The sequence below is a fragment of the Tessaracoccus caeni genome (assembly GCF_029211185.1).
Lineage (GTDB): Bacteria > Actinomycetota > Actinomycetes > Propionibacteriales > Propionibacteriaceae > Arachnia > Arachnia caeni.
The window spans coordinates 70,860-83,338 of record NZ_JARGDO010000015.1 but is presented as its reverse complement, the minus strand read 5'-3'; the positions used below and the strand labels follow the sequence as shown (position 1 = coordinate 83,338).

The window sequence follows — 12,479 nt, the reverse complement described above, 5'->3', positions numbered from 1 at the left end:
ACCCCGCGACGACTCGGTTCAGCGGACCTTGAGCTCCCGGATCACCAGGTCGCGGAAGGTGGCTCCGCCGTCGTGGCCGTACAGCCGGATCCCGGTGTCGGCCGGGAAGGGGAACACCCGGTTGGACTGCACGTGGCGGCCGTCGTTGACGAACAGCTCGACGCTGGTGTTGTCCACCAGGATGCGCAGCTTCACGCTCCGCGTCGAGGTGTCGAACGGCGTCTTCGACTCATCCGGGCCCGGGTAGAAGGTGGGACGCCGGTTGATGTAGGCATACGGCGCGGGCACGTAGACGCCGACGGCGATGTGCCGCCCTGTCTCGGCCGCGCGGCGCACCTCGAAGCCGGCATTGGGCTGGACGCCCTCCTTCCATTCGAGCTCGCAGGTGATCTCGTAGGCGGCCGCCTTCACCTTCAGGTCCACGGTGCCCACCACGTCGATGGTGCCGAGGCGATGGGTCTTGGTGACGTAGTCGCGCAGCGCCTTGGTGGGCGTCGAGGCCAGGTAGTACTCGCCGTCGCCCTTCTTCAGGCGCACGTCGCGCACGATCATGTCGTCGCCGTTGTACCCGTCGCTGAACACGGTGGGGGCGTTGTGCGGGTAGTCCCAGAAGTTCGCCCAGCCCAAGGCGCGACGCAGCGTCGGATCCTCCTTGCCGCGACGATCGTGGTGCGGGTAGGTGACGGCTCCGTAGAAGTCGAAGCCCCAGTCGAGCCACTGCGGCTCGTCGTGGGCGGTCGTGAAGCGCGTCCCGTCGAAGGCCCCCACCCAGTAGGCGTAGGTGGCGGGCAGCCCGCGGCCCTTCCCGTTGGCGCCGACGCCGAGGATCCAGTGCGAGGTGCCGTCGTCGGCGGTCATCTGGAAGATGTCAGGGCATTCGAGGGTGCCGATGTCCTCGCGCACGAAGTCGCCGACGTAGCTCCAGTTCTTGAGGTTGGGGGAGGAGTAGAAGGCGAGCCTGCGACCCTCCGCGTTGACCATCAGCCACTGCCGGCGCTCGGCATCCCAGATCACCTTCGGGTCGCGGAAGTCCCAGGTGCCGGGGTTGGGCAGCACCGGGTCGAGGCCACCGGCCTTGAAGGAACGCCCGCCGTTGGTGGAGTACCAGAGGTACTGAGCCTGCTTGCCCTCCGGTGCCTGGGTGACGATCGCGACGATCGCCCCCTTGCCGTAGCCCGCCGTGCCCTCCTTGTCGACGACGACGCAGCCCGACCAGCAGTCGCCGTTGGCGTTTGTGAACTTGGGGATCGCGACGCCGCGGTCCTTGAACTTCACGTGGTCCTTCGTGCTGGCCAGCCGCCACGCCGTGCCGCCCTTGCCGGCGATGTAGTCGGCGTTGTAGAGGTAGTAGTAGAGGTACTCGCCGTTCACATAGATGGGGCGCTGCGGGTCGTTCTTCCAGTTGTCCGGGGTGCTGAAGTGATAGGCGGGGCGCAGGCTCAGCTGGGGAGCGCGACCTCCGCCCTTGCCGTGCGCCTCGGCCGTTTCCGTGCCGAGGAAGCCGAGGCTGAGCACCCCGCCGCCGAGGGTGGCGCCGCCGGCGCCGAGAAACAGGCGACGCGTCGCGCCTTGGTTTTCCGTCATGATCGTGTCCTTACGTCGAGAGAGGGGAATCGGAGATCGGCGCAGCGGAGGCAGGTCACAGAGATCCCGCGCACAGGTGGCACCTCTGGGATCCACGCGCTGCGTGGGCGATCGTTTGTCCGCCGGGTTCGGGTGCTCGTCGCGTCTGCGCGGCGAGATGGGGATGACCCTCTCGGGAGGTCGACCGGCGGGGTGACGAGGAGTGGACTGAGCTCCTCTGGTCCCCAAAAATAGGCACCCGTTTCGGGGTGTGTCAATGGTTTGAACCGGAAATATCTCAGTTTGATAACAGCCCTTGACGCGAAAAACTAACACGAGTTAGTGTCAGCTAACACGAGTTAGCTCCGTGTGCAACGTTCGAAGGCGAGGTGTGCAGTGGTCAATGCGAGCGCGGACCATCGCCTTCGAGTTTCCACAGATGTCGCCGTCATCGGCTGTGACGATCGGGATGTGTTCTCGGCCTTCCCGACGCCCGGTTCGACGACGGTGGCGATGCCCTTCGACCAGAGGGGCGCGCCGGGTGCGGAAATCCGCACCCGACAGCAGGCGGGCGTACCGACCAGCACCAAGACGGTGATGGCGGACCGCCCGCTACTGGAACGCCCGTCCGTGTGACTGGACATCCCTCGGGACGAGCGTTCTTCCCCACTTCCAGTCAGACGAAAGGAACTGGACCATCATGGCACGATTCACGAGGCTGGTGAGGGCAGGGGCTTTGGCCCTCGCAGCCACGCTCGCCCTGACCGCCTGCGGCGGCAACGGAGAGGGCGACAACAAGGGCGGCGACACGCCCCCGGCGTCCTCCGGACTCGACGGTTCGCAGCTGCTGACCATCCCCCGCGAGGACACCGGCACCTTCGACCGCAACTTCAACCCGTTCTCCAACCCCGACTTCCCGATGACCAACCAGGCCATCTACGAGTCGATGTTCATCTTCAACCCCGCCAATGGTGAGGTCGTTCCCTGGCTCGCCACCGAGTGGGAGTCCAAGGAAGACGGCACCGGCGCCACCTTCACCCTCCGCGAGGGCGTGAAGTGGTCGGATGGCGAGCCGCTGGTCGCCGACGACGTGGTGCTCTCCTTCGACCTGCAGAAGAAGCTGCGCGGCGGCTACGAGTGGCTCGAGACGGTCACCGCCGTCGACGAGAAGACCGTCCAGTTCGACTTCAATCAGCCCTTCACCCCGGGCCTGATGGACATCGGCCAGCAGATCATCGCCCCGGCGCACATCTGGAGCAAATTCGAGGATCCGAACAAGGAGACCAACGCGGATCCGGTCGGCACCGGCCCGTACACGCAGATCACCAACTTCGCCGCGCAGTCCTTCGACCTGGGCAAGAACCCCAACTACTGGCAGCCGGAGAAGCAGAAGATCGAGGGCATCCGTGTGCTCGCCTTCGCCGGCAACGACGGTGCCAACCTGGCCGCGGCCAACGGCGACGTCGACTGGGCGCCCCAGTTCATCCCGAACATCCAGCAGGCCTTCGTCGACAAGGATCCCGATCACCGGTTCTACTGGTTCCCGCAGACCGGCTCGATGATCCAGTGGATGTTCAACACCACCAAGGCACCGTTCGACGACGTGCGCGTCCGCAAGGCGCTCTCGATGGCCGTCGACCGTGATCAGGTCACGGCGATCGGCATGCAGGGCTACACCTCGCCCGCCGACTGCACCGGCCTCAGCGGCCTGTACGACTCGTGGCGCGACGCGACCCTCGCCGGTTCCTGCGACTGGACCAAGCGCGACCTCGAGGCCGCCGGCAAGCTGCTCGACGAGGCCGGTATCACGCTGGGCGCCGACGGTAAGCGTGTGCTTCCCGACGGTTCGCCGTTCGCCTTCGAGTACTCCGTGGGCTCCGGCTCCAGCGACTGGGTCTCGGTGGGCAATGTGATCTCGCAGAACCTCGCCGAGCTGGGCGTCACCGTCACCGTCGGTGCGCGCGACTGGGCGGAGATCGTGGCCGGCTACGAGAACGGCACCTTCGACTCCGGCATCGTGTGGAGCGCGGGCGCTCCCACGCCCTGGCAGTACTACCGCGGCGTGATGTCGACGGAGACCGTCAAGGCCGTGAACGAGCAGACCTTCGATAACTATCACCGCTACGGCAGTGAAAAGGCCGACGCGCTGCTCAAGGAGTTCGCAGCATCGCCGGCCGAGGCCGATCAGAAGCGCGTGATGAACGAGCTTCAGGCGCTGTTCAACGAGGAGGCTCCGGTGGCCCCGCTGTTCACCGGTCCCGAGTGGGGCGCGGCGAACACCACCCGGTTCACCGGCTGGCCCAACGCGGAGAACCCGTACGCCACCTTGTCCACCCGGTCTCGCACCACCGTGCTGGTGCTGACCGGCCTGGAACCCGTCGTCAGCTGACGTCCACCTGAGCGAGGGCGCGCCGACCCTGAGTCGGCGCGCCCTCTTCTCGAAGGAGCTCATCCATGGGATTCATTCTTCGGCGACTGGGGTTCTACCTTGTCGCGTTCTGGGTGTCGATCACCCTGAACTTCGTGCTACCGCGCCTCATGCCAGGAGACCCCGTCTCCCGCATGGTGGCGCGCCTTCAAGGGCAGATCCGCCCCGACCAGATCGAGGCGCTGCGTGCCTCCTTCGGCCTCGACGACGCGGGGCTCGTAGAGTCCTACTCCCGCTACTGGGGGCAGCTGTTCACCGGCGACATGGGGTTCTCCATCTCGCGCTTCCCGACGCCGGTCACCGAGGTGATCGGCAGCCAGATCGGTTGGACGGTGCTGCTCGGCCTCACGGCGCTGATCATCGCCGCCGTCGTCGGCAACCTGCTGGGCATCATGGCGGCGTGGCGACGCGGCAGCCTGCTGGACTCGGCGCTGCCGCCGTTCCTGGTGTTCATCGGCTCGTTCCCCTACTTCTGGCTCGCCATGGGGGCGCTGTGGCTCTTCGGCGTCAACCTCGGCTGGTTCCCGGTGCGGCACGCATTCACCGTCGGCACCTCGCCGTCGTTCTCGTTTGGGTTCATGGCCGACGTGGCCTACCACCTCGTGCTGCCGGCGCTGACCATCGTGCTGGTCTCGGTGGGCGGCTGGATGCTCGGCATGCGCAACACCATGATCGCCACCAATGCCGAGGACTACATCGTGATGGCGGAGGCCAAGGGCCTGAAGCCCAACCGGATCATGCTGCGCTACGCGGCCCGCAACGCCATGCTGCCGTCGGTGACGGCGTTCGGCATGTCGCTCGGCTTCGTCGTCGGCGGCGCACTGCTCACCGAGGTGGTCTTCGCCTACCCCGGCGTCGGCTATCAGCTGCTGTCCGCGGTGCAGAACCTCGACTACCCCCTGATGCAGGGGCTGTTCCTGACCATCACCACCGCCGTGCTGGCCGCGAACTTCCTCGTCGACATCCTCTACGTCCAGCTCGACCCGCGCGTGCGCGTCAACTGAGAGGAGAACAACCATGTCTCATTCCACAGACACCGGCGGGAAGTTGAGCAAGCCCAAGAAGCAGGGCGGTCTGGTCAGCGGTCTGCTCGGCAACGTCAAGGCCGTCGTCGGCCTGATCATCCTGGCGATCTTCGTCATCGTCGCCCTCCTGGCCCCCGTGATCGCTCCCGGCGACCCGATGCTGATCCAAGGTCTCGGCGCGCAACCGCCGTCGGCCGAGTACTGGCTCGGCACCACGCCCAAGGGGCAGGACGTGTTCGCCCTGAACGTGTGGGGCGCTCGTGCCTCGCTGTTCGTCGGTTTCGTCGTCGGCTCGGCGGCCACCTTCGTCGGCCTGCTGGTGGGCCTGGCCTCGGCCTACTTCGGCCGCACCGTCGACAATGTGCTGTCGCTGGTGACCAACGTGTTCCTGCTGCTGCCTAGCCTTCCGCTGCTGGTCATCCTGGCCGCCTTCCTGCCGCCGGGCATGGGCACCGTGATCGTGGTGCTGATCATCACCGGCTGGGCCGGTTCCGCCCGCGTGCTGCGCTCGCAGGCGCTGTCCATCCGCGGCAAGGACTTCGTGGCCGCGTCGCAGATCACCGGCGAACGCTGGCCCCGGATCATGTTCCGCGAGATGTTACCGAACATGGCCTCGATCGTGATGAGCACCTTCCTTGCCTGCGTGATCGGCGCCATCGGTGCCCAGGCCGGCCTGGAGTTCCTCGGACTCGGCGACATCAGCACCATCAGCTGGGGCACCAACCTCTACTGGGCGAGCAACGACGGCGCTCTGCTCACCGGATCCTGGTGGGTCTTCGTGCCCCCGGGCGTCGGCATCGCCCTGGTGGCCTTCGCGCTCGCGCTGGTCAACTACGGCGTGGACGAGACCACCAATCCCCGGCTGCGCAAGCCGCGTCGCAAGACCAAGATCGGCGCGCCCACCCCGGTGGTGCGCACCTCTGCAAAGGAGGCCTCATGAGCAAGCCACTCCTGGAGATCAAGGACCTGGTCGTCGAGTACGTCACCGACGAGCGCGTCGTGCGAGCGGTCGACCGGGTCACCTTCTCGCTCGAGGAGGGCGAGGTGTTCGGTCTGGCCGGCGAGTCGGGCTGCGGCAAGTCGACGATCGCCAACGCGATCCTGCGGCTGCTGCGCGACCCTGCCGTCGTGGCGGGCGGATCGATCCGGTTCCGCGACACCGATGTGCTGCAGCTCGGTGCCGCCGGGCTGCGCGACTTCCGCTGGAAGCAGGTGGCGATGGTGTTCCAGAGCGCCATGAACTCGCTGAACCCGGTGATGACGATCGGCGATCAGATCCTCGACATCTTCTCCACCCACACCAGCCTCTCGCGGCGGGAATGCCTGGTGAAGGCGGGGGAGCTGCTCGATCTGGTGGGTATCCCGCGCAACCGCCTGAAGTCCTATCCGCACCAGCTGTCGGGCGGCATGCGCCAGCGCGTCGTCATCGCGATGGCGACCGCCCTGAAGCCACCCCTGTTGATCATGGACGAGCCGACCACCGCGCTCGACGTCGTGGTCCAGCAGGAGATCATGGCGCAGATCAAGGATCTGCAGGACGAACTGGGCTTCGCCATCTTGTTCATCACGCACGACATGAGCCTGATGGTCGAGCTGTCCGACCGGATGGCCGTGATGTACGCGGGGCGCTTCGTCGAGACCGCTCCGGCGGAGAAGATCTTCTCGGAGCCGGCGCACCCGTACACCAAGGCGCTGATGAACGCGTTCCCACCCATGTCGGGGCCCCGCGTGCCCCTTCGCGGGCTCGGGGAAGGCGTTCGGCTGGGCGCCATTCCCGATCTGGTCGAGGTTCGGCCAGGGCACTTCGTCGCCCCCGCGGGTGACACGAATCTGACGGAGGTGACCAAGTGACGGTAGAGAAGACCCCCGTGCTCTCGGCCCGGGATCTGGAGAAGACGTTCACCATCGGCGGGCTCTTCTCGTCGAAGAAGGTGCGTGCGCTCGGCGGCGTCAACCTCGACATCGATCATGGTGAGGTCGTCGCGCTCGTCGGCGAGTCGGGCAGCGGCAAGTCGACCTTCGCGCGGCTGATCGCGCGGCTGGAGCAGCCCACCGGCGGAACCTTCCTGTTCGAGGGGGAGGACATCATGAAGACGCAGGCCAAGCGGCCCCGCAAGGAGTACCGCTCGGCCGTGCAGATGATCTTCCAGGATCCGTTCGGCTCGCTGAATCCGGTGCATCGGATCGGTCACTTCCTCGAGCGTCCGCTGCGCCTGCACGGCGGGGCTCCCGCCGGCAGCGACGGGCTGGAGCAGGCCAAGCGCCGGCTCATGGAGAAGGTGGATCTTCCGGCCGAGTTGCTCGACCGCTATCCGCATGAGCTGTCCGGTGGTCAGCGTCAGCGCATCGCCATCGCGCGGGCGCTGGCCGTCAACCCGCGGCTGATCCTTGCGGATGAGCCCACCTCGATGCTCGACGTCTCGGTGCGCATCGGCGTGCTGAACCTGATGCGCAAGCTGTGCGTCGAGCAAGGCATCTCGATGCTGTACATCACCCACGACCTGGCCTCGGCGCGTTATCTCGCCGACCGGATCGTCGTGATGTTCGCGGGGGAGTTCGTCGAGGGCGGCGAGTCGATGGAGCTGCTGGCCAACCCCGCGCATCCGTACACGAGGCTGCTGATCTCGGCGGCCCCGGACCCGGAGCGCGAGGGCGGCTACGATCCCGTCGAGCGTGCGCAGCTGCGTCGAGAGGTGATGTCGGCGGACACGTGCGCCTTCGCCGGAGATCCCGACGTCCCGTGCACGGCCGACAAGGCGGTCTTCCACAAGGTCGGCGGCACCGCGGAGCACTGGGTGCGCTGCGGACGCTACACCCCGCCGTCCGACGCGCCGGGCACCGCGCTGGCGGCCCCCGACGAACCCGCCGCCTAGAAGGTCCTGCGGGTAGGTGGCACTGCGGCGCCACCTACCCGCAGAACCGCGCTGACCCTCTACCCTGGTTCGTCGGCCCATCTCTGAGAAAGGCAACAATGTCCCACCACGTGTCGCACCCGGATCGCAGCTTTCCGCGCCTTCATCCGCGCCCGGCGAAGGGATGGCTGAATGATCCCAACGGCATCCACTACGCCGACGGGCGCTGGCAGGTGTTCTTCCAGTACAACCCCCACTCGGCCAGACACGCGAGCATCACCTGGGGCCAGATGAGCTCGACCGATCTGCTGCGATGGGAGCAGGAGGGAGTCGCGCTGGAGCCCCAGCCGGGCACGCCCGACGAATACGGCTGCTGGAGCGGCGTCGCAGTGATCGACGACGGCGTGCCGACACTCGTCTACTCTGGTGTAGCGGACATGTGGGGACACTCCGATGTGATGCTCGCCCGGCCCGCCGCGGATGGCGGGGGCTGGGTGAAAGCCGAACGCGTGGCGGCGCCGTCGCCGGAGAGCCGGAAGGTGCTGGCCGAGCGCGACCCGTTCCTCTTCGAGTTCGAGGGACGCCGGTGGGGGCTGATCGGCGCGAGCCATGCCCCGGGCATCGGTGCCATCCTGCTGTACGACGCCTCAGACCTCACCGACTGGCACCCGCGAGGTGTGTTCACTCATTCCATGCTGCCCGTGTGCAAGACAGTGCGGCCGGCCAACATCTGGGAGTGCCCGCAGCTTGTGCGAGTGGGCGATGACTGGGTGCTCATCGTGTCGCTCTGGGTGGCGGCTCACACCACGGACGTCGTGTACCTGGTCGGTTCGCTCGACCTCGACGAGGCCACCGACGCGCCGCGATTCACGCCCCGGGCCAGCGGCCTGTTCGACGGCGGCCCCAGCTACTACGCGCCCCAGGCGGTGCAGGCGGGCGGCGCCGACGGCGGTCCGGAGCGCGTGCTGGTGTGGGGCTGGGCCCGGGAGGTGGCGGCCGATGGCGTGCGTGGACGCACCGAGGAAGACGCTGACGCGGTTGGCTGGTCGGGCGCGTTGACCTTCCCGCGAGAGCTCGTCGTCGACGGCGATGCCGTATACACGGTGCCGGCGCGTGAACTCGCCGGTCTGCGCGGTGAGCCCGTCGCCACTGACACGTTGCCCGATCAGGTCGAGGTGCTGCTCAGCGGGACCGGCGAGGCGGAGCTGCGCTTGGGTGCAGACGGTGAGGAAGGCCAGCTGATCTGGCGCGGAGACGTCGACGGCGGTGTGCGCGTCCTGATCGATGCCTCGCTGATCGAGGTCTTCCCGGAGGGCGCCACCGCCGTGACACTGCGCGCCTACCCCGACGACCGCGAGGCCTACCGCCTTGTCGTCGGTCCGGAGGTCTCGGTCGAGGCGTGGGAGCTACGGCTGCCCTGACAGACAGCGATAACGCTCCTTGAGGCGCGAGGCCGCCTGCGGCCGAGCCTCGAAAGGAGCGCGACCTTGAACAGGGACTGGAGTTCGGCTGCCGGTCACTCCTTTCGAGGCACCTCGCCAGAGCGAGGTGCACCTCAGGGAGCGAGGGGTGCCGTCCCTGTCGATCCGCGGGGGACGAGCGGGCAGGGGAGGAGAACCTGGCCGACGGGCGGCGGGGGGTAGGCGTCGGAGTCGGGCTCGAGCCTGGCGAGGACGGCCTGCATCGCCCGCCGTCCCATCTCGACGAGCGGAAGCGCCATGGTGGACAACGCGGGGACGGTGGTGTCGGCAAGGATGTGCTCGTCGTCGTAGCCGATCACCGAGAGATCCTGCGGCACTCGGATGCCGAGGCTCGCGGCCGCGAGGAGTACGCCGATGGCCGCGCGGTCGTTGCCGGCCATGATCGCCGTGGGCCGTCCGACGGCGGGCACGTCGAGCACCTGCATCGCGGCCTGGTGGCCGCGGTCGATCCGGAACCCGCCGTCGTGCACCCAATCCTCCCGCACGTCGATCCCTGCGTCGGCCATCGCCAGCCGGAATCCGTGCTCGCGGAGTTCGGACGCCGGGGAGTCGTGTGCGCCGCGGAGAAGCGCGATGCGCGTGTGACCGAGCCCGATCAGATGCTCCGCGCCGGCCTTGCCGCCACCCACCTCGTCGGGCAGGAACGTGGGCAGCGCCAACGCCGCCTCCGGTGAATCGGGGGACGGATAGCAGTTGGCCAAGGCCGACGGCACGCTGAGGAAGGACTCCTGGACCGTGGTCTCGTGCAGGCCGACGGTCAGCGAGATCAGACCGTCGACGCTGCGCTCGAGAAGAGTGTTGATGGCTCTCGTGCCCTGGTCGGCGTGCTGTTCCGCGTCGGTGGCGAAGATCATGAAGCCGTGCGCCTCTGCGACGGCGTCGGCGCCCGCGATGATCGCACCGTCGAACGGACTGATCACCGCGCTGTTGGAGAGCAGCCCGATCACCCGCGAGCGCTGATTGCGCAGGCTGCGGGCGATGAGGTTGGGCTTGTAGCCGAGCTCTGCCGCCGCTTTCCGGATGCGCTGCTGGGTGTCCTTCGCCAGGTATCCGTCGGCGCGCTCGTTCAGCACCAAGGACACAGCGCTACGCGAGACGCCGGCCAGCTTGGCCACGTCTTGCGCCGTTGTCTTGCGTGCCACGGCCCCGATCCTACCGAAAGGGGCTCCGTGGGCCTTTCGAGTCAGCGTTTGGTCGAGACGGCGACGGTGTAGTTGCGGTCCTGCGTGACCAGGCGGGTCTGGCCGAGCACCTGGTTGAGGTGCTTGCGGTAGGGCAGGTGGGAGTTGTAGACCACCCACAGCTGACCGCCGGGGCGCAGCAGGCGCGCGGCGTCGTCGAACATGGCCAGGGTGGCGGTGGAGTCCTTGGCCACTCCGTCGTGGAAGGGCGGGTTGGTGACGATGGCGTCGAAGGAAGCATCGGCGTAGCCGGAGGTGCCATCGGCCCAGGAGACGTCCACCTTCACGCGGTTCTCGACGGCGGCGATCATGGTGCCGGTGACGGCCGACCAGCTCACGTCGACCGCCGATACCTTCTTATGTCGCCGCGCCAGCCACATGGACAGGGCGCCGTTGCCGCAGCCGAAGTCGAGCACGTCGGTGCCCTCCAGCTTCTTGAGCTGCCCCAGCAGCAGCTTGGTGCCGGCGTCGATCCGGGCCCCGTTGAAGGTGGCGCCGTGGGCGGCGACGGTGATGTTGAGGTCGTCGTGATGGCGCACCTTGGGCCATTCCGACTCGCGACCCTCCGGACCCCAGGCCCGCAGCACCCGCGACTTCTGCCGACCGAGGCTGGCGTTCACCGCGGTGAAATGCCTGGTCAGCACCTCGTTCATCGAGAGGTTCATGTGCTTGATCCGAGCGCCGCCGATGAAGGTGACGTCCTGCGCGCCCTGGACGCTGACCGCCATCTCATCCAGCGCCGCCAGCGACTTGGGCAGCCGGGCCAGCGCCAGATCGACGCCGGCGAGGTCGCTGGGGTGTTCCACCAGCAGGTGCTCGGGGACGAGCAGCGCGTCGCGGATGTCGTCGCAGAACACGCGCACGTCGTCGGTGAGTTCCAGGGCGAACGGCACCAGCGCGGGCGCGTCCAGCACTGCGACGGCCGAGGCGGTCTTGGGTGCTTCGTCCCAGATCAGGCGATCGACGGGGTCGAGCTGCGGGGTCTCCTGGGATTCAGTCATGGACCGATCTTCTCGCGTGGCCCCCTCCAACCGCCACTTTCCCGCGAGACCCGAGCACAAATCTGCGTATACGCGAAGGCCTCGCTATATACGGGAGGCCTTCGCGTATACGCAGATTTGTGCTCGGGATGGGTGAGGGAACGAGAGGGGTGTGTGGGTTTGGGGGTGAGGGGAGAGGGGGAGAATGGCGAGGGGGTGTCGTGAGGAGGGAGAGGGGCGAGAGGGCTGCGGGGAGGGGGAGAAGCGCCACGGGGTGAGGGGCCGAATAGACTCCCGGGGTGATCTTGTACATCGTGCGGCACGGGCAGTCCACCTGGAACATCGAGAAGCGGCTCCAGGGACAGACCATGGACGTGCCGCTGACCGACCTGGGGCTGGAACAGGCCGCCCAGGCGCGCGACGAGCTGGCCGACGTGCCGCTCACCGCGATCTGGTCCAGCGATCAGGTGCGGGCCCTGCAGACCGCTCAGGTGATCGCCGCCGCGCACGCCCTCGACGTGCAGCCCGAGCCGCTGCTACGCGAGCACTGCTTCGGTGCGCTGGAGGGCCTGCTGCCCAGTGAGATGAAGGAAGAGCCCGTCCCCGAGGGTCAGCACATCTCCGAGATCGCCTGGGGTGGGGGAGAGTCCGTCGCCGACGTCTACCAGCGCATGCTGCGCCTGATCGAGCTGCTACGTGCCGAGTTCGGCTCCCAGGATCACGTCGCCTTGGTCTCGCACGGCGACGCCATCCGCATCCTCGCCTCGGCCCTGGAGGATCGCGGCCACCGCAACGTCGAATACTTCAAGGTCTACAACGGCTCCGTCCACCCCCGCCGCCTGGACTAGTACAACCCGCGCTCTCCGAGGTGTGCCCCACTCACGCTCTCCTCGAGGCTCGGCCGCGGGCGGCCTCGCACCTCGAAGAGCGTGGCGTGAGCCCGCGCCGCGAGGAGTGTCGATGATTTGA

General features: G+C 67.6%; 11 protein-coding genes. 8 read left to right on the top strand and 3 right to left on the bottom strand.

Translation table 11 applies throughout. From position 1 onward, the window contains the following. Nucleotides 1-18: 18 nt before the first annotated feature. Complete coding sequence (locus P0D62_RS13525) at nucleotides 19-1,584, bottom strand: glycoside hydrolase family 32 protein (RefSeq protein ID WP_275703077.1); 1,566 nt, start codon at nucleotides 1,582-1,584, stop codon at nucleotides 19-21. Nucleotides 1,585-1,959: 375 nt separating this feature from the next. Here P0D62_RS13525 and P0D62_RS13520 point away from each other — a divergent pair, with 375 nt between their 5' ends. From P0D62_RS13520 to P0D62_RS13490, 7 genes are all read left to right on the top strand, one after another. Continuing rightward, nucleotides 1,960-2,199, top strand: coding sequence for a substrate-binding domain-containing protein (locus tag P0D62_RS13520; RefSeq protein WP_275703076.1), 240 nt, complete (start codon nucleotides 1,960-1,962; stop codon nucleotides 2,197-2,199). 64 nt (nucleotides 2,200-2,263) lie between these two features. Further along, nucleotides 2,264-3,952: an ABC transporter substrate-binding protein gene (locus P0D62_RS13515; protein ID WP_275703075.1), complete on the top strand. Its 1,689-nt coding sequence runs from the start codon at nucleotides 2,264-2,266 to the stop codon at nucleotides 3,950-3,952. A 65-nt stretch (nucleotides 3,953-4,017) separates the two neighbouring features. After that, nucleotides 4,018-4,995: an ABC transporter permease gene (locus tag P0D62_RS13510; protein WP_275703074.1), complete on the top strand. Its 978-nt coding sequence runs from the start codon at nucleotides 4,018-4,020 to the stop codon at nucleotides 4,993-4,995. Nucleotides 4,996-5,008: 13 nt separating this feature from the next. Then, nucleotides 5,009-5,956: an ABC transporter permease gene (locus P0D62_RS13505; protein WP_275703073.1), complete on the top strand. Its 948-nt coding sequence runs from the start codon at nucleotides 5,009-5,011 to the stop codon at nucleotides 5,954-5,956. Beyond that, a complete protein-coding gene (locus P0D62_RS13500; RefSeq protein ID WP_275703072.1) occupies nucleotides 5,953-6,867 on the top strand; it encodes an ABC transporter ATP-binding protein in 915 nt (304 codons plus the stop codon). Before P0D62_RS13505 ends, P0D62_RS13500 begins: the two co-directional genes overlap by 4 nt. Next, nucleotides 6,864-7,889: an ATP-binding cassette domain-containing protein gene (locus tag P0D62_RS13495; RefSeq protein WP_275703071.1), complete on the top strand. Its 1,026-nt coding sequence runs from the start codon at nucleotides 6,864-6,866 to the stop codon at nucleotides 7,887-7,889. The genes P0D62_RS13500 and P0D62_RS13495 overlap by 4 nt, the downstream gene beginning before the upstream one ends. A gap of 98 nt (nucleotides 7,890-7,987) precedes the next feature. Then, nucleotides 7,988-9,289: a glycoside hydrolase family 32 protein gene (locus P0D62_RS13490; protein ID WP_275703070.1), complete on the top strand. Its 1,302-nt coding sequence runs from the start codon at nucleotides 7,988-7,990 to the stop codon at nucleotides 9,287-9,289. Between the two features lie 134 nt (nucleotides 9,290-9,423). On the opposite strand, the gene P0D62_RS13485 is transcribed toward P0D62_RS13490, so the two are convergent. Next, on the bottom strand, nucleotides 9,424-10,491 hold the full coding sequence (locus tag P0D62_RS13485) for a LacI family DNA-binding transcriptional regulator (protein WP_275703069.1): 1,068 nt from the start codon (nucleotides 10,489-10,491) through the stop codon (nucleotides 9,424-9,426). A 41-nt stretch (nucleotides 10,492-10,532) separates the two neighbouring features. Beyond that, complete coding sequence (locus P0D62_RS13480) at nucleotides 10,533-11,531, bottom strand: class I SAM-dependent methyltransferase (RefSeq protein WP_275703068.1); 999 nt, start codon at nucleotides 11,529-11,531, stop codon at nucleotides 10,533-10,535. 278 nt (nucleotides 11,532-11,809) lie between these two features. On the opposite strand from P0D62_RS13480, the gene P0D62_RS13475 reads away from it, so the two are divergent. Then, nucleotides 11,810-12,358, top strand: a complete 549-nt coding sequence (locus tag P0D62_RS13475) for a histidine phosphatase family protein (RefSeq protein WP_275703067.1) — start codon at nucleotides 11,810-11,812, stop codon at nucleotides 12,356-12,358. Nucleotides 12,359-12,479: the final 121 nt, after the last annotated feature.

Bases quoted from the DNA above. Each gene is read 5' to 3' on its own strand.
- P0D62_RS13480 (WP_275703068.1), bottom strand. From the start codon at position 11,531: ATGACTGAATCCCAGGAGACCCCGCAGCTCGACCCCGTCGATCGCCTG.
- P0D62_RS13505 (WP_275703073.1), top strand. From the start codon at position 5,009: ATGTCTCATTCCACAGACACCGGCGGGAAGTTGAGCAAGCCCAAGAAG.
- P0D62_RS13515 (WP_275703075.1), top strand. From the start codon at position 2,264: ATGGCACGATTCACGAGGCTGGTGAGGGCAGGGGCTTTGGCCCTCGCA.
- P0D62_RS13525 (WP_275703077.1), bottom strand. From the start codon at position 1,584: ATGACGGAAAACCAAGGCGCGACGCGTCGCCTGTTTCTCGGCGCCGGC.
- P0D62_RS13500 (WP_275703072.1), top strand. From the start codon at position 5,953: ATGAGCAAGCCACTCCTGGAGATCAAGGACCTGGTCGTCGAGTACGTC.
- P0D62_RS13490 (WP_275703070.1), top strand. From the start codon at position 7,988: ATGTCCCACCACGTGTCGCACCCGGATCGCAGCTTTCCGCGCCTTCAT.
- P0D62_RS13510 (WP_275703074.1), top strand. From the start codon at position 4,018: ATGGGATTCATTCTTCGGCGACTGGGGTTCTACCTTGTCGCGTTCTGG.